Below are 22,453 nucleotides of genomic sequence, written 5' to 3'. Positions count from 1 at the left end.
GACGCTGAATATTCCTCGTACGGCTGCCACCTCTTAAGTCATCGCACTGCCTCGCCAAGCGTTACGCCCAGCCTACGTGGCCCGAGTCACACCCCGAATCGTACCCACTGGTAGTAAATCCGGCATATGCCACGCGTAAGGCCGCCGCCGGACCCGACGACAGGGGTCCTGCGGCGGCCCGGGATGCGGTCAGTGCTCGCGGGGGGCGGGGACGACATGTTCGCCTGAGGCCGGTTGCTCGGCCGGGACCGAGAGCAACTGGCGCATGGCCGCCTCCGCGGTGCCGCCGTCGCCCTCGGACAGCGCCTCGACGATCCGGTGGTGCAGGCCGACCGAGGCGTCCGCGGGGCGGTCGCAGCCGGTCGCCGGGCCGCCGGAGACGTGCAGCGCCGAGGAGACGATGCCCGACAGGTGCTCCAGCATCCGGTTGCCCGCGACCTGGAGCAGCAGGGTGTGGAACTCGCTGTCGGCGCGGGAGAAGGTGAGCGCGTCGCCCTGGGCGGCGGCGTGGGCCATGATCTCCGCCATGTCGGCCAGGCGCTGCTGGATCTCCTCGCGCCCGTGGCCCGCGGCCAGCCGGGCGGCCAGCGGTTCGATGGTCCAGCGCAGTTCCAGCAGTTCACGGCGCTGCTCGTCCCGCTGCGGTCCGAAGGCACGCCATTCGATGATGTCGGGGTCGAGGAGGTTCCAGTCGCTCACCGGGCGCACCCGGGTGCCGACATTGGGACGGGCGCTCACCAGGCCTTTGGCCTCCAGCACGCGCAGGGACTCACGCACCACCGTGCGGGAGACCTCGAAGCGCTGGCCGATCTCCTCGGGGACCAGCGGGCGGTCGGCGCCCAGGTCACCGGAGACGATCATCTGGCCGAGCTGCTGGACGAGTTGCCCGTGCAGTCCCCGGCCACGGCTGCCGCCGGCGCGGCGGCCGACCCGGCTCATATCCGGCTCCATGCCCTCCCAGGAGGGAAGTCCGGGGCGGTCGGTGCCGGTGGCGTCAGCGTACGTGTAGCGGTCCAGCTCGCCCGGGCCGGCGATACCGGAGTCGGCGGAGCGAGCCGCGGTCATCATCGAATGCGCAAGGGTACTCACGCATCCTTTGTCGGCGATGCCGCTGCGGGCCTTGAGGGCTTTGCTGAAAAGCACACGAAAGGGTGAGTGCTCATCACCTGATAATTGACGTTTTTATGGAGGAATCAGCTCTTTTCGCCGGTGAGCGGGGCGGTTTGGCCGGTACGAAGGGCAGTTGACCGCCGCCCCCGGCGCCGTCCGCGCAACGCGCTTGCCGCGTAGGCCCCGACCAGTGCGGCCAGCGACAACACCAGGGCGAGGAAGACGGGTTGACCGGCGAATCGCAGTGTCCCTGACACCGCGCCGCCGCCCTGGGAGACGCCTGTCACCAGTGACCACAACGCGTCGGCGGCGTCGCCGAGTTCCCGGGAACCGTCCCCGCCGAGAACCATACGGACGGCCGGTACGACCATCACCGGAACGGCCATCACGGCGGCGAGCCCCAGCGCGGTGGTTCGGAACACCGCCGCGGCCAGCACCCCGGCCCAGGCACACCCGACAGCGAGCGCGCCGAAAGCGGTCAGCGCACCGGGATGCGCCAGCGGATCGAAGGCACCGGGCGCGCCGGGCGCGGTCCGCAGCATCACCAGGTTCAGCAGGGTGGCGAGGGTGGCCAGGAGGAGGGCGGTGGCACCGCTGACCGCCAGCTTCGCGCCGAGCAGCCGGGGACTGCGGGGCTCCGGGCCGTAACCGGGAGCGAGCGCCGGGTAGGTGAACTCCTGGCCATAGCCGAGCGCGCCGAGTCCGCCGGCCCCGATCACGGCCACCGGCAGCGGCAGTTCGGTGGCCCAGCCGGAGACCAGTCGGAGCGGCGAGGTGGGGGCCGCGCCCCATCTGGTCATCAGCACGGTGCCCGCCATCGAGCCGAGGAGCGTCAGCAGGGCGGCCGGCCAGGGGGTGCGCACCCCGAACGCGCGGCGCAACTCGTAGCCGAACGGCCGCTCCGGGCCCGTGCGGTGGGCGATCAGCCGCACCGGCGGCGCCTTCCGCGTCCGGACCGGCTGCGGGATGTCCGCCGTCTCGGGCACGGCGACCCGCACGGCCTCGTCGGCGAGGTGGTGCAGCAGAATGCCGTTGCGGTACGCGGTTTCGCCCACCGCCGCCGATGTCGTCCCGTACACGGCGATACGGCTGCCGCTCGTGCTGATCACTTCGGCGCCACTCTCCGCGAGCAGCCCGGCGAGCCGCTGGGCGTACGGCGAACGGACCGCGACGTGCGGCCGCAGCCGGGTACGTGCGAAGTGCTCGGCGGACTCGCTGGCGACCAGCCGCCCCTTCTCCAGCGCGATCACCTGATCGGCGGTACGGGCCAGGGCACGCGCGTCCCTGCCGGTGAGCAGTACGGCCCCGCCGGCTGCCGCGTGTTTGCGTGACAGCTCATGTACCCAGGCGGCCTCCTGCGGCGGCAGACCGCGGACCGGGTCGTCGAGGATCAGCGCGCGCGGCCGGGCCAGCAGCGCCACCGCGAACCCCAGCCGGCGGTCCATACCGAGGGAGAAGGTGCCGATCCGCTCGTCGGCCATCGCGTCGAGTCCGACCAGGTGCAGCATCTCGTCCGCCCGTGACAGCGGCACCCCGAACGCGGAACAGAGCATCCGGAGATGGCCGCGGGCGGTGCGGCGCGGGTGTCCGACCACGTCGCCGACGACAGCGCCGATCTCCCGGGCGGGGTGCGGCAGCTCGTGCAGCGGACGGCCGTCGACGAGGGTGGCGCCGCGGCCGGCTTCCGTACCGAGCAGCAGCCGCAGGGCGGTCGACTTGCCGGAGCCGGCCGGCCCGAGCAGGCCGGTCACCTCGCCCGGCAGGATGTCGAAGGTCAGATCGGCGACGGTGGGCCGGGCTTTGCGGCGAGAGGTACTGGTCAGTCCGATGGCCTGGATCACTCCAGTACCATAACGCCGAAAATCGGCAAAGCCGACAAAAGACCCGGCGGCTCTAGACTTCCGGTCGCAGCATCGGCGGATTGAGCAGCGTGGCGCCGCCGGCCCTGAACAACTGTGCGGGCCGCCCGCCCTGACGCGTCGTCGTCCCGCCGGTGGGCACCAGGAAGCCGACCGTCCCGGTCACCTTGCGGTGGAAGTTCCGCGGGTCGAGAGCCACCCCCCACACCGCCTCGTACACCCGGCGCAGCTCCCCCACGGTGAACTCCGGCGGACAGAAGGCCGTGGCCAGCGAGGAGTACTCGATCTTCGACCGGGCCCGCTCGACTCCGTCGGCCAGGATCCGGTGGTGGTCGAAGGCCAGCTGGGCCGCCTCTCCCGCGTGCTCCTGCCCGCCCCCCGCCAGCAGCGTGTCGACCGGAGCCCAGCGTGCACTGCGTGCGTCACCCCCGGCTCGCGGCGCCGGCAGGTCGGGCGCGAGCACCAGATGCGCCACGCTGACCACCCGCATCCGCGGGTCGCGGTTCGGATCGCCGTAGGTGGCGAGCTGTTCGAGATGGGCGCCGTTCTGGGCCCGCAGTCCCGTCTCCTCGGCCAGCTCACGGGCCGCGGCCTGCCCCAGATCCTCGTCCGCCCGGACGAATCCGCCGGGCAGTGCCCACCGCCCCTGGAAGGGCGGCTCCCCCCGGCGTACGGACAGTGCACACAGCGCGTGTTCGCGCACGGTGAGCACGACCAGGTCGACGGTGACGGCGAAGGGCGGGAAGGCCGACGGGTCGTAGGGCGACATGCCCGCGATCTTAGTCGTCTTCCTGACGATAATCAGCCCGAGATCAAAGAACCCGCTCGGCCGCGGACCACCCACGCCGCCGCCCCGCGGAACGGGAGCCGCCCGCCGGGGGGCATGCCCCGCGTCGCCGCCGGAATACCGCCCGTCTACCGTTCCTGAACGTGAGCCACAGCTCCCAGCGCCGCCTCGTACCTCCGGAGACAGATCCATGGCCGTCCACCGCCAGCCCGGCACCGTCCTCACCGACCACACCTTCGCCGTGCCGCTCGACCACGATGCGCCAGGCGGTGAGCGGATCGAGATCTACGCACGGGAGGTCGTCGCGGCCGGCCGTGAAGACGACGAGCTGCCCTGGCTGCTCTACCTTCAGGGCGGCCCCGGCGGACGCTCGCCACGTCCTTTGGGCCGGGACGGCTGGCTGCGCCGGGCACTGGACGACTACCGGGTGCTGCTGCTCGACCAGCGGGGCACCGGCCGGTCCACTCCGGCATCGCGCCAGACCCTGCCGGAGCGGGGGGACGCCGCCGCGCAGGCGCGGTATCTCTCGCACTTCCGGGCCGACTCCATCGTCCGGGACTGCGAGGTGATCCGCCGCGAACTGCTCGGTGAGGAGGAACGCTGGAGCGTCCTCGGTCAGAGCTTCGGCGGTTTCTGTGCGATCACCTACCTCTCCTGTGCTCCGCAGGGACTGCGGGAGGTGCTGATAACCGGCGGCCTGCCGGGGCTGCGGTCCTGCGCCGAGGATGTCTATCGCGCGGCCTTTCCCCGGATCGAGCGCAAGAACCTGGGCCACTACGACCGCTACCCCGGGGACGTCGACGGGGTACGCGACATCGTCCGCCACCTGCACGACACCGACGTGCTGCTGCCGGGCGGCGGGCGGCTCACCCCGGAGGCGTTCCAGTCCCTCGGGATCATGCTGGGCTCCGGGAACGGTTCGCACACCCTGCACTATCTGGTCGAGGACGCCTTCGTCCCCGGGATCTCCCGGCCGGAACTCTCCGACTCCTTCCTCTCCGAGGTCCAGGGACATCTCTCCTTCGCCGGCAACCCGCTCTACGCGGTGCTGCACGAATCGATCTACGGGCAGCTCTCGGTCTCGCCGGGCGCGACCGACTGGGCCGCCGAGCGGGTGCGCCAGGAGTTCCCGCAGTTCAACGCGGACCGGGCACTGGCCGGGGAAGAACCGGTGCTGCTCACCGGCGAGACGATCCACCCGTGGATGTTCGCCACCGATCCGGCGCTTGCACCGCTGCGCGAGACGGCCGAGCTGCTTGCACAGCGCGAGCAGTGGACGGACCTCTACGACCCGGCTCAGCTGGCCCGCAACGAGGTGCCGGTGGCGGCCGCGATCTACCACGACGACATGTACGTCGACACCGCGGACTCCATCGCCACCGCCCGCGCCGTACGCGGTCTGCGGACCTGGGTCACCGACGAGTACGAGCACGACGGTCTCCGAGTGAGTGGCGGCCAGGTCCTCGACCGGCTCGTCCGGATGGTCCGCGGCGAGCTGTAGTCGCGGCGATCACCCGCTTGCGCCGCTCCTGGCGCAGACAGTGCCGCAGCAGCTCCGGGTCCAGTCCCTCGTTCACCGAGTGATGGAGGAGCCGGGCGAAGGTGTAGTGCGGTTCCCGGTCGAGCGCCATCCCCAGGGCGATCCGGGCCTCCGCGTCGTCGCCCGAGGACCACGCCACCCATCCGGCGAGGGCGAGCGGGGCGGCGGCGTGATCGGCGTAGGGGCCCGCGCAACGCCGGGCCAGCGCCCGCCAGAGCCGCAGCGCCGCGTCGGCCTGCGCCGGCTCCATCCACTCGGCGGCCCGGTCACGGGCCTCTCTGTCCTGCAGCCCGAGGATGATCATCGCCGCCTCGTCGTCGCCGAGCAGCTTGTCGTCCCGTTTGTCGGCGCTCGGGGCGTCGCTGATCGGCGGCGCGGCGCGGAAGCGTTCCAGTGCGGCGCGGGCCAGGCTGAGGGTGCGCTGTCTGATCTGCCCCTCCTCGTCCGCGCCGCCGTCGCCGCCCAGCATCCGTGGTACGAGTTCGGCGGAGGCGATGTCGAGCGCGATCTCGTGCCGCCGGTTCCGCTCGGTGGGCTTGAGCCGGCACTCCAAGTCCCGCTGCGAGCCCGGGGAAGGAAGCCCCACGTACGCGGCGGTGGCGGCCATGGCCGTACTGCCCGCCGGCGGAAGCTCCTCCCCCTCGCGGGAATCGGCGTCGGCCCCGGGCCTGCAGTAGGACCACCAGCGACCGGCGGACACACAGAGCGCCTCCACCACAGGTACGTCCAACTCGCCGCAGGCCACCCGCAGTTGCTGGACGAGTGGTCGCATCCGCTCCATGACGTCCACAGGCTGTTCCCCCTCGCGCGGATCCTGGCAGAGGAAGAGGACAACCGCGTCGGGCCGGGTGCCGTGCCGGGCGCTGTTCTTCAACAGGCAGTCCGCGAGTTGCCTGGCCACCTCGGGCCACTCCTCCGGTTCGCGGGGCAGTCCGAGGCGGAGCCGCCCGCCGAACCGGCCGTGCTCTCCGTGCAGTGCCGCCATGACCAGGCTGTCGTTCGGATGGAAGCCGCCGATGAGATACGGCAGGGCGTCGGCCAGTTCGGCCGGCCCGCGCAGGGTGACCTTGACCTCCTCCGTCGGCGGCGATGACTGTGCGTGATTGGTTTCGTTGCTCTGCGTCATGACTCGACGATGACGCATCGCACCCGTATCGCACCAGACCCTCCCGAATACCTGTGGATAACTCCGGTCGAAGTTATCCACAGATCGCCGAGCGGGGTTGGCGGATTGTCGGTCACATCGGGTTGCATGGACCCATGACCGAAACCACCACCGCGCTGCGTGCCGCGGCCGACACCGTACTGAGCCGACTCGTCGGCGCCGCTCCCGGCGCCGCTCCCGGCGCCGCGCGGCTGCGTGAGGACCAGTGGCTCGCGGTCGAGGCCCTGGTCGCACACGGCCGCAGAACACTGGTCGTGCAGCGCACCGGCTGGGGCAAATCGGCCGTGTACTTCGTGGCGACCGCGCTGCTGCGCGAGCGTGGCAGCGGGCCGACGGTGATCGTCTCGCCGCTGCTCGCGCTGATGCGCAACCAGGTGGAGGCCGCCGCCCGGGCCGGAATCAAGGCCCGCACGATCAATTCCTCGAACACCGAGGAATGGGGAGAGATCGAGGCGGAGGTCGCGGCCGGCGAGCTCGACGTCCTGCTCGTCAGCCCCGAACGGCTCAACAACCCCGACTTCCGGGACGAAGTGCTGCCCAAGCTGGCCGCGACCACCGGTCTGCTGGTCGTGGACGAGGCGCACTGCATCTCCGACTGGGGCCACGACTTCCGCCCGGACTACCGGCGGCTGCGCACCATGCTCGCCGATCTTCCGCCCGGCGTGCCCGTCCTGGCCACCACCGCCACCGCCAACTCACGGGTGACGGCCGACGTCGCGGAACAGCTCGGCACCGGAGCGTCGGGCACCGACGAGAAGGAAGGCGCGCTCGTCCTGCGCGGACCGCTGGACCGCGAGAGCCTGTCGCTCGGTGTCCTGCAACTGCCGGACGCCGCCCACCGGCTGGCCTGGCTCGCCGACCATCTCGACACCCTTCCGGGCTCCGGCATCATCTACACCCTGACCGTCGCCGCCGCCGACGAGATCACCGCGTTCCTGCGCGGCCGCGGCTACCGGGTCGCCTCGTACTCCGGCAAGACGGAGAACGCCGACCGCCAGGCAGCCGAGGCCGACCTGCTGGCCAACCGGGTCAAGGCACTCGTGGCCACCTCGGCACTGGGCATGGGATTCGACAAGCCCGATCTCGGCTTCGTCGTGCACGTCGGCTCGCCGTCCTCCCCCATCGCGTACTACCAGCAGGTCGGCCGGGCCGGCCGCGGCGTCGAGCATGCGGAGGTGCTGCTGCTGCCCGGCCGGGAGGACGAGTCGATCTGGCGCTACTTCGCCTCCCTCGCCTTCCCGCCGGAGGAGCAGGTCCGCCGCACCCTCGACGTCCTCGCGGCCTCGGACCGCCCGCTGTCGGTGCCGGCGCTGGAGCCCCGGGTCGATCTGCGCCGCTCCCGGCTGGAGATCATGCTGAAAGTGCTGGACGTGGACGGTGCGGTGCGCCGGGTGCGCGGCGGCTGGACCGCCACGGGGCAGCCGTGGACGTACGACACCGAGCGGTACGCCTGGGTCGCCCGCCAGCGCTCGGCCGAACAGCAGGCGATGCGGGAGTACGCCGGCACGACCGCCTGCCGGATGGAGTTCCTGCGGCTGCAACTGGACGACGAACAGGCGGCCCCCTGCGGCCGCTGCGACAACTGCGCGGGAGCCCGCTTCCCCGTCGAGGTGTCCTCCGCCGCACTGGACGCGGCCCGCGCCGCCCTCGGCCGGCCCGGTGTCGAACTCGAACCGCGCAAGATGTGGCCGACCGGTCTCGAAGCCGCGGGGGTGCCGCTCAAGGGCCGTATCCCGGCGGGCGAGCAGGCCGAGACCGGGCGCGCACTCGGCAGGCTCTCCGACATCGGGTGGGGCAACCGGCTCCGTCCGCTGTTCGCCGAAGGAGCCGTCGACCAGCCCGTTCCGGCGGAGGCGGCCGACGCTGTGGTGCACGTCCTCGCCGACTGGGCCAGGGGCGCGGGCGGTTGGGCCGGCGGGGCGCCGGGCTCGCCGCAGCGACCGGTGGGTGTGGTGGCGGTCGCCTCGCACCGGCGCGGGGTGCTGGTGGACTCGCTCAGCGCGCGTATCGCCGAAGTCGGCCGGATACCGCTGCTGGGCCGGGTCGAATACGCGGACGACGGAAATTCCGGCGGGGTGCCGCGCAGCAACAGCGCACAACGGGTTCGCGACCTGCACGGAGCCTTCCGCGTACCGGACGAACTGGCCACCGCGCTGCGTGCGGCGGCGGGACCGGTGCTACTGGTGGACGACTTCGCGGACACCGGATGGACACTCGCCGTCGTCGCGCGCATGCTCCGGCAGGCCGGAGCGACCGGGGTGTTCCCGCTGGTCCTGGCCGTTCAGGGCTGATCTGTCGGCGTACAGTCACCGAGCGGAAGGGATCTATGCGGCGGACAGGTCCATACCGGTCCCCGGCGGCAATTGCCCGTTGCCGCAAGGAGTTACGAGAGGAAGAATTGCCCTCGGATCCCCGATCGGCTCTTGGAGCCCTCTGACCGGCGTGCGCCCGCGCCCGGTCTACGGGTGCATCTGCGAAGGGAGGACCGTGACTATCGGCTTCGTTACGGAGACGTCCACCGCCGCCACCTCCCGCGCAGCACGCAATCTGGAAACGGCCGAGTGGACCGGCGTCGGGGTGCCCCTGCTCGCCAATCCCCGTGACGTGATCAAGGACCTGCACTCACGCCACCTGCCGACGCCGCCGATGGCCGTGGTCGCCGTCTACGATCCGGACGGACGGATCAGAGCGAGCGCGTCCTTCGCGTGCCGGCCCGGTGTGCTGGACGGATGGGAACGGCGCAACGCGCTCCTGTCCCACCTGCGCCGGGTCATCCCGCACGATCTGCGGCTGCGTCAGCCGGTACGGACCGCGGTACTGATGGTCTGCCGGGACGGCGGGGCCGGCTGGACCGAGGAGGACGGCGCCTGGATGTGGGGACTGCGGGACGCCTGCACCCTGCACGGCCTGCGCTGCGGCTCGTATGTGACGCTCACCGGTGATGGCTGGAACATCATCGGTGAGAACCGCGGCGGACGGACACCGAACGTGATCGCCTCCGCACGACGGGCGGGCGGATCGGCGCCCGTGGTCCCCGACAGGACCCCACAGCCGCTGCGCCGGGCCGCCGCCCGCTGACGGTCAGGCGCTGGCGCCCAGCAGGGAGTTGATCCGCGTCGGGTCACCGCACACGATCAGCAGCACGCCCGCCCGGGACAGCGCACCGGCCAGCGCCTGCGGCAGCGTCTCGTCCGACCCACCGTTGAGGGCGACGATGACGACCGGCCGGCCCGCGGCACGCGGCGCGGTGATGTCGGCGTAGAAGACGTCGTCGGCGGCGTCGTGCTGGGCCCAGTAGGAGGCCTCACCGAAGGAAAGCTCGTGGGCGGCCCACGGATGGGGATCTCCGGTGGTCAGGACAAGGACCTCGCCGGGGGCGCGGCCGGTGTCCAGCAGCAGGTCCACCGTCTCGTCGGCGGCGTCCACGGCGCCGTCGGCGGGAGCCGGGATCAACTGGATCTGCGCGCCGGGCGAGCCGGCGGCACGCTGCTTCGGCGCTCCGCTCGGGGTCGCCGCGGCGGCCGGGGCCACCGGCGCGACGGGGGGCACCGACGCGGAAGCCGCGCTGGTGCCGCTTCCGGCCGGACGGTGCGGACCGGGCCGGCCGGGACGGACACCCGCGGGTGCCGACTCCTTGGACGGTGCGGGCCGCGGCGCCGCGGGTCGCGGCGGGCCGGGAACGGGACGGGGGGTCGACGCACTCCGGCCGGCGGCCGGAGCAGTGCGGGGACCCGGGACAGTCTCGTGAATCTGAGGCTCCTCGGGGGTGAGAGGCATGAGTTGATGTCTATCAAACACAGGACGAATGCGCAGCGGGGGCGGGTGCTCCATCAGAAATCGAAACCGAGTTGTTCCCCTGTCTCGACGCCTTCACGCACCTTCTTGAGGTGCTGCCAGCGCGGCATCGCGTCCAGGTACGACCACGAAAGGCGATGGTGGCCGGTCGGTCCGAACTCCTCAAGTGCCGTCCGGTGAACGGGCGACGGATATCCGGCGTTGTCCGCGAAAGCGAACGGGGCGTATTCCGCGCCGAGTTCGGCCATTGCCCCGTCCCGGTGCACCTTGGCGATGACGGAGGCCGCGGCCACCGAGACACAGGACTGGTCGCCCTTGATCACGGTCCGGACCTGCCAGGCCCCGCCAAGATAGTTGTGCTTGCCATCGAGGATCACCGCGTCGGGCCGCTCCGGCAGCGACTCCAGCGCACGTACGGCGGCCAGCCGCAGCGCCGCGGTCATCCCCAGGTCGTCGATCTCCTCGTTGGAGGCGTGGCCGAGGGCGTACGAGGTCACCCATCCGGTCAGCAGCGCGGCGAGCCGCGCACGGCGCTTGGGGGTGATGAGCTTGGAGTCGGTCAGGCCCTCCGGCGGCCGGCGCAAGCCCGTTATCGCAGCGCACACCGTGACCGGTCCGGCCCAGGCACCGCGCCCGACCTCGTCCACACCGGCGACCGTCCGGACGCCGAGGGTGGCACGCATCGAGCGTTCGACGCTGTGGGTAGGTGGTTCGTACGGCATGACGGCTTCAGCCTACCCCCCGGCAACACGCCATCCACAGGGGGGCGATCAGGCCGGTACGGCCCACTCGGGAAGCGTTTCGGTCCGGGCTGTCCAGTCGGCGGGCGGTTCGCCGCCGGGCCGGGCCGCGAGGATGCCGCCGACGATGGCGCAGGTGGTGTCGACGTCACCGCCGGCCCGCGCCGTGTTCCAGAACGCCCGCTCGTAGTCGCCGAGATGCCGGGCCGCCGACCACAGGGTGAACGGGACCGTGTCCTGGGCGCTGGTACGGCGGCCGGAGCCGAGCACGGCGGCCACGGTGTCCACGTCCGCGTAGTCGAGCATGTCGCGGGCACGGCGGATTCCGGTGTGCACGGCACTGCGGGGCACGAGTTCCAGGACCGCGCCGAGCAGTTCATCCGGGTCGTCGGGTCCGGCCGCGTCGGCGACCAGCGCCGCGGTGACGGCGACCGCGATCGCCCCGGCGACCGCCTCAGAGTGCTGGTGCGTGGTGCCGGCCGAGACCTCCGCCTCGCGGGCGGCCCGCTCGGGGTCGCCCGCGTACCAGGCGCCCAGGGGCGCGATCCGCATCGCGGCGCCGTTGCCCCACGAGCCCTGCCCGTTGAACTGGGCCGCGGCGAGTTCGCGCCAGTCTCCGCCTTCCTGGCGGATCAGCCGGAGCATGCGGTTGACGGACGGGCCGTAGCCGCGGTCGAAGTCGTGGTGCTCGGCGAACGACAGCGCCAGGGCGTCGGGGTCGATGCGGCCCTGCCGGACCAGGACGGCGACCACCGAGCAGGCCATTTCCGTGTCGTCGGTCCAGGCCCAGGGGCCGGGCGGCAGTTCACCGGCCTGCAGAGCGGCGTAGTTGGCGGGGACGAAGAACTGTGCTCCCAGGGCGTCGCCCACGGACAGCCCGCGCAGGCCGGCCAGGGTGCGGGAGAGACGTTCGGCGTCGGACGGAGAAGTGGACGGATGCGTATGCGGTTGAGGGGTCATGGCGCCGGAAACTCTGACATCACGCCTGACGCGGGTCAATCGCCTTGTGCCGAAACTCACCCGGTGCCGCCGCCCGGCTGGCAGGGCGTGCCCCACCGCTCGAACGGCCGGTCAAGGAAGTAGCGGCCGCCGGAGCCGGCGAGCAGCATCCGCGTCTCGCCGTTGGACGGGTTGGAGAGCGTCTCGAACTCCTCGACCGTCCAGTGGAACCAGCGCATGCAGAACAGCCGCATGGTGAGTCCATGCGTGACCAGCAGGACGTTCGGGGGGAAGTCCGGCCGCTCGAAGGCCCGGTAGAGCGTCTCCATGAAGGAGCCGATCCGGTCGTAGACGTCGGCGCCGCTCTCCCCCATCGCGAAGCGGTAGAAGAAGTGCCCGTAGGAGTCCCGTGCCTTGCGCTGCCGCTGGATGTCCTCGACGTCCTGCCAGTTGCCCCAGTCCTGTTCACGAAGGCGCGGTTCCTCCCGTGCCTCGACCCGCAGCTGGTCCAGGCCCAGCGCGCGATAGGTCTGCCAGGTCCGGCGGTACGGGGACACGTACGCCTGCACGGGCTCCTCGCCGAAGACCTCCCGCAGCCGGGCACCCGCGGCCCGCGCCTGCCGCAGTCCGGTGTCGGTGAGCTCCAGGGCGTGATCCGGCACCCGCTCGTAGATGGTGTCGTCCTCATTGCCCTGGGACTCGCCGTGCCGGATGAGTACGATGCGGCGAGGACGTCCCATGACCATCAGCCTATTGCCCGCCTGGCCGGGCTGCGCGCCACCGGCGCCGCCGCTCGCACCATCGTGCCGGACACCACATTCCGCCGATGGCGCCGGCCGGTATCAGTCCCGGTGCCCGGGCCGGTCCGCCGCCCACTGCCGGCTCACGAAGGACAGCCGCGCCGGATCGGCCACCGCCCGGATCCCGACCATCCCCTGCGCTCCGAATTCCGGGGCCAGCACGCCGACGACCTCGCCTCCGGCCACCGCCAGCAGGGCGGGGTCTCCGTTGACCTCGGCGATGTGGCCCTGGGCGTCGTCCGGTATCCGTCCGCCCGCCGCGAGCAGGAAGCGGGCCACTTTCACCGCGCCCAGGACGGGCCGCCGTATGACATCGGGCCGTCCCGCACCGTCCGACCAGGCCACGACGTCGTCGGCGAGTGCTTCCTCCAGCGCGGCCGTGTCCTCCTCCCTGATGGCATGGAGCAGTTCCCCGACAGAGGCCCAGCGCTGGGCCTCCCCGTCCGGTGTGCGCGGCGCCGCGCCCCAGTCGGCCTCCTGGACGCGGTGCCGCGCCCGCCGCCTCAGCGCCCGGTACCGCGCCTCCGGCACGCCGAGTACCGCGGCGGCGTCTGCCGCGCCGTAGCCGAAGACCTCACGCAGCACATAAGCGGCCCGTTCGGCCGGCGGCAGCCGCTCCAGCACAACCAGCCGCGCCATCGAGACCGATTCGCGCCGCTCGGCGGTGTCCATCGGCCCCAGGGCCCCGCGTCCGGTCAGCACCGGCTCGGGCAGCCAGGTGTGCCCGTCGCGCCGCTGCCGGGCGGGGTCCGCACGCCGCAGCGCGGCGCCGACCACCTCACGCACCAGGTCGGACACGTCCGGCTGGACCGTCACCGTAAGCGCGCCGCGTACGGTCTCCCACGCCCCGCACGCCGAGCCGAGCATCCTGTACACAGCGCCGAAGAGCCGTATCGCCTCCGCGCCGGCCACCGCGCCGGGCAGCCGAAGCGCGGGGGCGCCCGCCACATCCGGGTCGCAGAGGTCGTGCGTCAGACTGTCCAAGCCTGCACCACATCCACCACGTCCCCGGCCACGGACAGCACGTCGGTGTCCAGCTCGGCGCGTTCGGAGAGCCGGGAGACCGCGCCCTCGCGGTATTTGCCGCGCTCCGTGGCGGAGTTCCACATCGACAGCACCAGGAAGTCGTTCCCGGCGCCCTGGCCGACGACTCCGCGCAGCATCCCGGGTGAACCGGCCATGGCGGGGTTCCACACCCGCTGCTGCATCAGGGTGAAGTGGTCGACCCGCTCCGGCCGCACCTTGCACAGTGCCACCCGCAGCAGATCGGCGTCGGTGAACCGCGGCTCGAAGCCGACCTTCACATCCAGCCGGTGCTCGAAGAGGTGGACGGCGAGCAGTTCGAAGGTGCCCTGCTGAGCGGCCGCTATGCCGTCGTGCGGGCCCGCCATGAAGGCGTCGTACGAGCGCCGGTCGTCCCAGAAGGCGAAGAGGTGTGCCACACCGGGCTGGGCCCGGCTCCAGCCGCCGCCCTGGCCGCGGAACCCCGGCTGCGCCGTGAGCGCCGCCCACCTGCGCTGACCCCGGTCGAATCCGGGTCTGTCCACGACGCCACTGCGTATCCACTTCACCAACACCGCGCCATCGTAGTGGCGTTGAGTCGGTGCCATGGCCGCAAGCCCGCACCCCGCGGTATCCGGTCCCACCGGCGGCGATGTGCGGCCTGTGAGCGGTCAGAGCGCTATGGACCCGCCGGGGCGCAGCCGGTGCAGCCGCTCGCCCAGCCCGGCCGCCGTGAAGGCCGCCTCCAGGCTGTCCCCGTCCTCGCTGAAGTGCGCCCAGTGCTCGAAATGCAGCGGTACGACGTCCCGGGCACCGAGTATCGCCGCCGCCTGGGCCGCCTGCTCGCTGGTCAGGGTGAGCGGCGCGTCCGGCACCAGGGCGGTGCGCGCCGCCCCGGCGAAGAGCAGCGCCACGTCGAAGGGCCCGAACCGCTCGGCCACGGCCCGGACGACGTCGAGCGACGCGTTGTCTCCGCTCACGTAGACCGTCGGCAGCCCATCGCCGGAGAGCACGAAACCGGTGACTTCGCCGACCACCTTCTCGCTGCCGTCGGGCCCGTGCTGCGCGGGCACCCCGGTGATCCGCAGGGCGCCGCCGTGCGGCCGGGGCAGTTCGACGCTCTCCCAGTTCGGCAGCGCCCTCACCGTCGCGTGCAGGCGCTCCCGCGCGGCCCTGGTGGACAGCACCAGCGGCACCTCGGCCACCAGCTCCCGTCCGGAACGGTCGAGGTTGTCCGGGTGCTGGTCGTGGGAGAGCAGTACGGCATCCACCGGGCTGATCGCGTCCACCGTTGTGGCCGGCCCGACCGTCTTGGTGAGGGCGCGTGCCCCGATCGGGTAGTCGCCCGGCTGGTCGAAGGTGGGGTCGGTCAGCAGCCGGAGCCCGCCGAGCGTGATGACCGCCGTGGGACCGCCGACGTAGCGGATGTCCAGTCCGGCCATGGCCGCCCTCCCGGTGCCGAGTCGATCTTCCACCCAGCACAATCGTTCGGCTGCGGAGCGTATTCCCGGCCGGGCACCGGGACCGGAAAGTCGTATCAACGCCAAGGGCGGTGGAACCGGATACCGGCTCCACCGCCCTGAACAGCGCCTTCAGACCCTGAACCGCGAGGTCACGCCCTGATGGCGCTCACGGTCAGCTGCAGCCGCTGGTCGACCCGCAGCCCTCGCACACGTAGCAGCTGCCTGCCCGCCGCATCTTCGTCCCGCAGGAGAAGCAGAGCGGCGCGTCCGCGTTGAGACCGAGCTGGATCTCCAGCAGTTCGGTGGAGCTGTGGGCTTCCTTGGGCGCCGGGACGGCCGCCGCCGGCTTGGCCACGGTGAGCGGGGCCCGCTGGGACTCGCTCTCCCGCGGAGCGGACTGGGCCAGGCCCTCGACGTCCATCTCGTCGTCGGTCGGCTCGTACGAACCGGTGTCCAGGTGGCGCTGGCGCTCCGGGGCGGAGTGGATGCCGAGCGCCGAGCGGGTCTCGAAGGGCAGGAAGTCCAGCGCCAGGCGGCGGAAGATGTAGTCCACGATGGACTGCGCCATCCGCACGTCCGGGTCGTCGGTGAGGCCGGCCGGTTCGAAGCGCATGTTGGTGAACTTCGAGACGTACGTCTCCAGCGGGACTCCGTACTGCATGCCGACCGACACCGCGATGGAGAAGGCGTCCATCATGCCCGCGAGGGTGGAACCCTGCTTGGACATCTTCAGGAAGACCTCGCCCAGGCCGTCGTCCGGGTAGGAGTTCGCCGTCATGTAGCCCTCGGCGCCGCCCACGGTGAAGGACGTGGTGATGCCGGGACGGCCCTTGGGCAGACGCTTGCGGACCGGACGGTACTCGACGACCTTCTCCACGGCGGCCGGCACGGTGCTCTCCGCCTCGGCCTTGGCGTCGTCCGAGCCCTTCTTCTTGGCGGAGAGCGGCTGGCCGACCTTGCAGTTGTCGCGGTAGATCGCCAGCGCCTTGAGGCCGAGCTTCCAGCCCTCGAAGTAGACCTCCTCGACCTCCTCGACGGTGGCCGACTCGGGCAGGTTCACGGTCTTGGAGATGGCACCGGAGAGGAACGGCTGCGCCGCTGCCATCATCCGGACGTGGCCCATCGCGGAGATCGCCCGCTCGCCCATGGCGCAGTCGAAGACCTCGTAGTGCTCCTGCTTGAGCCCGGGAGCGTCGATCACATGGCCGTGCTCGGCGATGTGGGCGACGATCGCCTCGATCTGCTCCTCCTGGTAGCCGAGCCGCTTGAGGGCAACCGGCACCGTGTTGTTGACGATCTGCATCGAGCCGCCGCCGACCAGCTTCTTGAACTTGACCAGCGCGAGGTCGGGTTCGACGCCGGTGGTGTCGCAGTCCATCATCAGGCCGATGGTGCCGGTCGGGGCCAGCACCGACGCCTGGGCGTTACGGAAGCCGTTCTTCTCGCCGAGCCGCAGTACGTCCTGCCAGGCCTCGGTGGCCGCGGCCCACACCGGGGTGTCCAGGTCGTCCACCCGCAGGGCCACGGTGTTGGCGTCCGAGTGCTGCTTCATGACGCGCTTGTGGGCGTCGGCGTTGCGGGCGTATCCGTCGTACGCGCCGACCACCGCGGCGAGTTCCGCGGACCGCTTGTACGACGTTCCGGTCATCAGGGAGGTGATCGCCCCGGCGAGCGAGCGCCCGCCGTCGGAGTCGTACGCGTGGCCGGTCGCCATCAGCAGGGCGCCGAGGTTGGCGTAGCCGACGCCGAGCTGGCGGAACGCGCGGGTGGTCTCGCCGATCTTCTCGGTCGGGAAGTCGGCGAAGCAGATCGAGATGTCCATCGCGGTGATGACCAGCTCGACGACCTTGGCGAAGCGCTCCGCGTCGAACGTCTGGTGCCCCTGGTCGTCGTGACGCAGGAACTTCATCAGGTTCAGGGAGGCGAGGTTGCAGCTGGAGTTGTCCAGGTGCATGTACTCGCTGCACGGGTTGGACGCGGTGATCCGGCCGGTCTCCGGCGAGGTGTGCCAGAGGTTGATCGTGTCGTCGTACTGGATACCGGGGTCGGCGCAGGCCCAGGCGGCCTCCGCGAGCTTGCGGAAAAGCCCCCTGGCGTCGACCTCCTCGATGACCTCACCGGTCATCCGGGCCCGCAGCCCGAACTTCGAGCCGTTCTCGTACGCCTTCATGAACTCGTCGTTGACCCGGACCGAGTTGTTGGCGTTCTGGTACTGCACGGAGGCGATGTCGTCGCCGCCGAGGTCCATGTCAAAGCCCGCGTCACGCAGGGCGCGGATCTTCTCCTCCTCCTTGACCTTGGTCTCGATGAAGGCCTCGACATCCGGGTGGTCGACGTCCAGCACGACCATCTTGGCGGCGCGGCGGGTGGCGCCGCCCGACTTGATGGTGCCGGCGGAGGCGTCGGCGCCGCGCATGAAGGAGACCGGACCGGAGGCGTTGCCGCCGGAGGAGAGCAGCTCCTTGGAGGAGCGGATACGGGACAGGTTCAGGCCGGCGCCAGAGCCGCCCTTGAAGATCATGCCCTCTTCCTTGTACCAGTCGAGGATCGACTCCATGGAGTCGTCGACGGACAGGATGAAGCAGGCCGAGACCTGCTGGGGCTGGGCGGTTCCCACGTTGAACCAGACCGGGGAGTTGAAGCTGAACACCTGGTGCAGCAGGGCGTACGTCAGCTCGTGCTCGAAGAGCTCGGCGTCCTCGGAGGAGCCGAAGTAGCCGTTGTCCTCGCCGGCCCTGCGGTACGTGCGCACGACCCGGTCGATGAGCGCCTTGAGGCTGTTCTCGCGCTGCGGGCTGCCCACCGCGCCGCGGAAGTACTTGCTGGTGACGATGTTGACCGCGTTCACCGACCAGAAGTCGGGGAACTCAACGCCGCGCTGCTCGAAGTTGACCGAGCCGTCGCGCCAGTTGGTCATGACGACGTCACGGCGCTCCCAGGTCACCTCGTCGTACGGATGCACACCCGGCGTGGTGTGGATGCGCGAGACCCGCACACCCTTGCCTGCCTTGGACCCCTTGGTGCGCGAACCGCGTGCCGGGCCGCTCGTCGTCTCTGTCATTCCGCCTCCCTATACGGGCGAAAACGCCCTGAAGTGCCAGGTTCTTCCCATGGCACGGTGTTGTCCTGCCGCCTCGGCGCCCACGTCAGGGGCACTCCGGCAAATCCTTGGGCCCGGTCCTGGGACCGGTCGCCGCTCAGTCGGTGGCGACGGCGGACGCGGGGACTCCGAGGTCCTCGTCGAGCCCGCCGGGCGTGGTGGGTGGCAGCTGCTCGCGCAGCTCCGTGATGGCCCGCTCGAAGTCTTCCAGCGAGTCAAAGGCCCGGTAGACGCTGGCGAAGCGCAGGTAGGCCACGAGGTCGAGGTCCTGGAGGGGGCCGAGTATGGCCAGTCCCACGTCGTGGGTGGACAGTTCGGCGCTGCCGGTGGCCCTGACCGCCTCTTCCACGCGCTGCCCGAGCTGGGCCAGGGCGTCCTCGGTGACCGGCCGGCCCTGGCACGCCTTGCGCACCCCGGCGATCACCTTGTTGCGGCTGAACGGCTCGGTGACGCCGCTGCGCTTGATCACCATCAGGGACGCGGTCTCGACGGTGGTGAAGCGGCGGCCGCAGTCCGGGCACTGGCGCCGGCGGCGGATCGAGGACCCGTCGTCGGTGGTCCGGCTGTCCACGACGCGGCTGTCCGGGTGTCGGCAGAAGGGGCAATGCACGGGTCTTCCACTCCCTCCCTCACCAGCCGGTGAGCGCGCGACAAAGGCTTCAGCAGGGCCTCGCACAAGCCGCGGATGCCACGGAAGCGACCGGAAAGCCACCAACGTCACCACAACTTGTTGTGCCCGGGTCCCATCTAACCACTAGATCTGGTGGCTGCGGCCAGTGGGGGCACTCCCGCGTGTCGCGGGCGTGCCGGTCGCGACGGACCGGGCTCGCGGCGTGCCAGAGCGTAAGGGACGACCCAGGATGTGCCTTCCGCGAACGCGCCGCACAGGGCGGTGAGACACTGAACCGCGACCGCCGCCGGCTCTCTCGCGGGCGAATGTGGGAATCGAACTTCCATTCGATCAATACACCCGGTACCTTGATCACGTCAGCGGATTTATGCAAATTCACTCGAACGTGTGTTTGGCGCAACCTTTCGAAACCCACTACCGTTGTACTAACTGCCCGTGCCGCGAGCGGGCCGACCGCAGTCCATGCGGTGGAGAAAATCTGGAAAGGGGCCGCCGTGACCGCCACCGCAGAGAGCGCCGCAGCGACATTGACCGCACATGACCGCTCCCCGGATCGAATCGGCCCGTTGGACGTGATGAACGAAGAGAACGCCCCGAAGCCCGCGCGCTCGCTTCCCGGACGGCCCCCGGGTATTCGCGCCGACAGCTCGGGACTCACCGAACGTCAGCGGCGCGTAATCGAGGTCATCAGGGACTCGGTGCAGCGGCGGGGATATCCGCCGTCCATGCGGGAGATCGGCCAGGCCGTCGGTCTGTCCAGCACGTCCTCCGTGGCCCACCAGCTGATGGCCCTGGAGCGGAAGGGCTTTCTGCGCCGCGATCCGCACCGGCCGCGCGCCTATGAGGTGCGCGCCTCGGACGCGGGCCACCCCCAGCCCACCGACACCACCGGCAAGCCCTCCGCCTCCTATGTGCCGCTGGTCGGACGCATCGCGGCGGGCGCGCCCCTGCTGGCCGAGGAGTCGGTCGAGGACGTCTTCCCGCTCCCCCGCCAACTGGTAGGCGACGGCGAACTGTTCGTGCTCAAGGTGGTCGGTGACTCGATGATCGAGGCGGCGATCTGCGACGGCGACTGGGTGACGGTTCGCCGCCAGCCCGTCGCCGAGAACGGTGACATCGTCGCGGCGATGCTGGACGGCGAAGCGACGGTCAAGCGCTTCAAGCGGGACGCCGGCCATGTGTGGCTGCTGCCGCACAACGCGGCCTATCAGCCCATCCCGGGTGACGAGGCCACCATCCTCGGCAAGGTGGTGGCGGTGCTGCGCCGGGTGTGACGCCCGGCCTCTCCATCCGGGCCCCGGAACCACTGCGCCGGTTCCGGGGCCCCGCTGTGTTCCGCCTGGCTACGCTCCGCCTGCGGAGCGTAGCCACGCTCTTTTCAGACCGGCTGTACGGCCTCTTCCGCCACGTCCGCGGTCCTTGCCGCCTGGTCGATCGCGGCCAGTGACCTGCGTACCTGATTGCGGTCCGTGGTGTACCAGAACTCTGGCAGGGAGGACCGCAGGAAGCTGCCGTAGCGGGCGGTGGCCAGCCGCGGATCGAGCACCGCGACGACACCCTTGTCGCCCGTCGCCCGGATCAGCCGTCCCGCGCCCTGGGCCATCAGCAGTGCCGCATGGGTCGCGGCCACCGCCATGAAGCCATTGCCGCCGTTCTCCTCGACCGCCTTCTGCCGGGCGCTCATCAGCGGGTCGTCCGGGCGCGGGAACGGAATGCGGTCCATCACCACCAACTGGCAGTTGACGCCCGGCACATCCACCCCCTGCCAGAGGGACAGCGTGCCGAACAGGCAGGTGCGGGCATCCTCGGCGAACCGCCGGATCAGCTCACCGAGGGTCTCCTCGCCCTGGAGCAGCACCGGGTGGTCCAGCCGCCCCCGCAGCGCCTCCGCGGCCGCCTGAGCGCCTCTCATGGACGAGAAGAGGCCGAGTGTGCGGCCGCCGGCCGCCTCGATCAGCTCGGTGAGTTCGTCGAGCATGTCCTCGCGGCTGCTGTCCCGGCCCGGCGGGGCAAGATGCCTGGCCACGTAGAGGATGCCCTGCCGCGGATAGTCGAAGGGCGAGCCGACGTCGATGCCCTTCCACTGCGGCACGTCCTCGCCCTCGGTGCCCTCGGGGGCCAGGCCGAGCGACGCGGCCACACCGTTGAAGTCCCCGCCGAGCTTGAGGGTGGCCGAGGTCAGCACCACGGAGCGTTCGGTGAAGAGTTTCTCGCGCAGCAGTCCGGACACGCTGAGCGGCGCGACCCGCAGCGACGCGCCGTAGCGGTCGTGCCGCTCGCACCACACCACGTCGTACTCCGAGCCCTGGACCAGGCGCTCGCTCACCTCGTGCACATGCTCCACGGACGCCAGTGCCTGCTTGCGCACCGCGTCCTCGTCCTGCACCGACTTGTCGCGGGTGTCGCCCAGTGCGGTGATCACCTGGCGGCAGGCGTCGCGCAGCGCGGCCAGGACGTAACCGAGGTCCTCGGGGATCTCTTCCAGCCGTCCCGGCAAGGAGAGCTCCATCAGCCGCTCGAAGCCCTCGGCGGCGCTGAGCAGCGCGTCGGCCGCCTTCTCGTTGACGAGCCGGGCTGCACGCTTGACCGCCCGGTTGACGCCGATCGGGGTCAGCTCGCCGGTGGCGACGCCGGTGACGCGGGAGACCAGCTCATGCCCCTCGTCGATGATCAGCACCTCGTGGCTGGGCAGCACCGGTGCGCCCTCGATGGCGTCGATGGCCAGCAGCGCGTGGTTGGTGACGACCACGTCGGCCAGCTTGGCCCGCTCGCGCGCCGCCTCGGCGAAGCACTCGGCGCCATAAGCGCACTTGGTGGCGCCCAGGCACTCCCGTGAGGTCACCGAGACCTGGCTCCAGGCGCGGTCGGAGACACCGGGGGTCAGACCGTCCCGGTCACCGGTCTCGGTCTCGTCGGACCAGTCCCGCAGCCGCAGCAGGTCCTGGCCGAGCTTGCTGGTCGGGGCGGCGGCCTCGAAGGGATCGAAGAGGCCGTCCTCCTCGTCCTGCGGCACTCCCTCGTGCAGCCGGTGCAGGCACAGGTAGTTGGAGCGGCCCTTGAGCATGGCGTACTGCGGTTCGCGCCGCAGCAGCGGTTTGAGCGCCTCGACGGTGCGCGGCAGGTCACGTTCGACCAGCTGCCGCTGGAGGGCGAGGGTGGCGGTGGCCACCACCACCCGCTCTCCGTGGGCGAGCGCGGGGACCAGATAGCCGAGTGACTTCCCGGTGCCGGTGCCGGCCTGGACGAGCAGATGGGACTGTTCGTCCACGGCGGCCTCGACGGCTTGGGCCATGGTGACCTGACCGGCCCGCTCGGTGCCGCCGACGGCGGTGACGGCGGCGTGCAGCAGGTCGGTGAGCGCGGGTGGGGGCGTGGCAGTCATAGGGAGGCCAGCCTACGGCGAGCCACCGACAACGCCGTCCGCGCGGAAGGCCAGGGCACGATTCCGGCCGCCCCGGGATCACTTCCGCGGCTGTAGCGGACATCACCGGGACCTGGTCGGCCGGCCGGTGCTAGCTTCTG

The 22,453-nt window shown here is 71.2% G+C and carries 18 protein-coding genes; 4 read left to right on the top strand and 14 right to left on the bottom strand.

The window, feature by feature from the left end:
- Positions 1–189: 189 nt before the first annotated feature.
- The 3 genes from OG552_RS27280 to OG552_RS27270 are packed head-to-tail and all read right to left on the bottom strand — an operon-like array spanning position 190 to position 3,738.
- Positions 190–1,143: a FadR/GntR family transcriptional regulator gene (locus OG552_RS27280; RefSeq protein WP_329137320.1), complete on the bottom strand. Its 954-nt coding sequence runs from the start codon at positions 1,141–1,143 to the stop codon at positions 190–192.
- A 50-nt stretch (positions 1,144–1,193) separates the two neighbouring features.
- Positions 1,194–2,951, bottom strand: a complete 1,758-nt coding sequence (locus OG552_RS27275; RefSeq protein ID WP_329137318.1) for an ABC transporter ATP-binding protein — start codon at positions 2,949–2,951, stop codon at positions 1,194–1,196.
- Positions 2,952–3,003: 52 nt separating this feature from the next.
- On the bottom strand, positions 3,004–3,738 hold the full coding sequence (locus OG552_RS27270; RefSeq protein WP_329137316.1) for an NUDIX hydrolase: 735 nt from the start codon (positions 3,736–3,738) through the stop codon (positions 3,004–3,006).
- A 208-nt stretch (positions 3,739–3,946) separates the two neighbouring features.
- Between OG552_RS27270 and OG552_RS27265 the strand changes: the two genes are divergently transcribed.
- The gene (locus OG552_RS27265; RefSeq protein ID WP_329137314.1) at positions 3,947–5,257 is read left to right on the top strand and encodes an alpha/beta fold hydrolase; all 1,311 of its coding nucleotides are present in this window, start codon (positions 3,947–3,949) and stop codon (positions 5,255–5,257) included.
- On the opposite strand, the gene OG552_RS27260 is transcribed toward OG552_RS27265, so the two are convergent.
- The gene (locus OG552_RS27260; RefSeq protein ID WP_329137312.1) at positions 5,169–6,422 is read right to left on the bottom strand and encodes a DUF4192 domain-containing protein; all 1,254 of its coding nucleotides are present in this window, start codon (positions 6,420–6,422) and stop codon (positions 5,169–5,171) included. The genes OG552_RS27265 and OG552_RS27260 overlap by 89 nt on opposite strands.
- 134 nt (positions 6,423–6,556) lie before the next feature.
- Here OG552_RS27260 and OG552_RS27255 point away from each other — a divergent pair, with 134 nt between their 5' ends.
- Together OG552_RS27255 and OG552_RS27250 are read left to right on the top strand one after the other, a co-directional pair.
- Positions 6,557–8,752 (top strand): RecQ family ATP-dependent DNA helicase, encoded by a 2,196-nt coding sequence (locus OG552_RS27255; RefSeq protein ID WP_329137311.1) that lies wholly within the window; start codon positions 6,557–6,559, stop codon positions 8,750–8,752.
- A gap of 196 nt (positions 8,753–8,948) precedes the next feature.
- A complete protein-coding gene (locus tag OG552_RS27250; RefSeq protein WP_329137310.1) occupies positions 8,949–9,539 on the top strand; it encodes a hypothetical protein in 591 nt (196 codons plus the stop codon).
- Positions 9,540–9,542: 3 nt separating this feature from the next.
- On the opposite strand, the gene OG552_RS27245 is transcribed toward OG552_RS27250, so the two are convergent.
- The 9 genes from OG552_RS27245 to nrdR form a co-directional block, all read right to left on the bottom strand.
- Positions 9,543–10,238, bottom strand: a complete 696-nt coding sequence (locus OG552_RS27245; protein ID WP_329137308.1) for a hypothetical protein — start codon at positions 10,236–10,238, stop codon at positions 9,543–9,545.
- 53 nt (positions 10,239–10,291) lie between these two features.
- Positions 10,292–10,978: a ribonuclease HII gene (locus OG552_RS27240; protein WP_329137306.1), complete on the bottom strand. Its 687-nt coding sequence runs from the start codon at positions 10,976–10,978 to the stop codon at positions 10,292–10,294.
- Between the two features lie 48 nt (positions 10,979–11,026).
- Positions 11,027–11,956 (bottom strand): ADP-ribosylglycohydrolase family protein, encoded by a 930-nt coding sequence (locus OG552_RS27235; RefSeq protein WP_329137304.1) that lies wholly within the window; start codon positions 11,954–11,956, stop codon positions 11,027–11,029.
- Positions 11,957–12,012: 56 nt separating this feature from the next.
- On the bottom strand, positions 12,013–12,675 hold the full coding sequence (locus OG552_RS27230; RefSeq protein WP_329137302.1) for a histidine phosphatase family protein: 663 nt from the start codon (positions 12,673–12,675) through the stop codon (positions 12,013–12,015).
- Between the two features lie 102 nt (positions 12,676–12,777).
- The gene (locus OG552_RS27225; protein ID WP_329137300.1) at positions 12,778–13,719 is read right to left on the bottom strand and encodes a sigma factor-like helix-turn-helix DNA-binding protein; all 942 of its coding nucleotides are present in this window, start codon (positions 13,717–13,719) and stop codon (positions 12,778–12,780) included.
- The gene (locus OG552_RS27220) at positions 13,707–14,312 is read right to left on the bottom strand and encodes a YdbC family protein (protein ID WP_329137298.1); all 606 of its coding nucleotides are present in this window, start codon (positions 14,310–14,312) and stop codon (positions 13,707–13,709) included. Before OG552_RS27220 ends, OG552_RS27225 begins: the two co-directional genes overlap by 13 nt.
- A 96-nt stretch (positions 14,313–14,408) precedes the next feature.
- Entirely contained in the window at positions 14,409–15,179 is a 771-nt protein-coding gene (locus OG552_RS27215) for an MBL fold metallo-hydrolase (protein WP_329137296.1), read from the bottom strand.
- A 193-nt stretch (positions 15,180–15,372) separates the two neighbouring features.
- A complete protein-coding gene (locus OG552_RS27210) occupies positions 15,373–18,261 on the bottom strand; it encodes a vitamin B12-dependent ribonucleotide reductase (protein WP_329137294.1) in 2,889 nt (962 codons plus the stop codon).
- 136 nt (positions 18,262–18,397) lie between these two features.
- The gene (gene nrdR, locus OG552_RS27205; protein ID WP_329137292.1) at positions 18,398–18,910 is read right to left on the bottom strand and encodes a transcriptional regulator NrdR; all 513 of its coding nucleotides are present in this window, start codon (positions 18,908–18,910) and stop codon (positions 18,398–18,400) included.
- Between the two features lie 515 nt (positions 18,911–19,425).
- Here nrdR and lexA point away from each other — a divergent pair.
- Positions 19,426–20,205, top strand: coding sequence for a transcriptional repressor LexA (lexA, locus tag OG552_RS27200; RefSeq protein WP_329137290.1), 780 nt, complete (start codon positions 19,426–19,428; stop codon positions 20,203–20,205).
- A 104-nt stretch (positions 20,206–20,309) separates the two neighbouring features.
- On the opposite strand, the gene OG552_RS27195 is transcribed toward lexA, so the two are convergent.
- Entirely contained in the window at positions 20,310–22,313 is a 2,004-nt protein-coding gene (locus tag OG552_RS27195) for an ATP-dependent DNA helicase (RefSeq protein ID WP_329137287.1), read from the bottom strand.
- Positions 22,314–22,453 lie beyond the last annotated feature (140 nt).

Origin of the sequence: Streptomyces sp. NBC_01476 (genome assembly GCF_036227265.1) — a bacterium.
Lineage (GTDB): Bacteria > Actinomycetota > Actinomycetes > Streptomycetales > Streptomycetaceae > Actinacidiphila.
The sequence above is the reverse complement of the archived record's forward strand: the minus strand, read 5'-3'. Positions and strand labels throughout refer to the sequence as shown.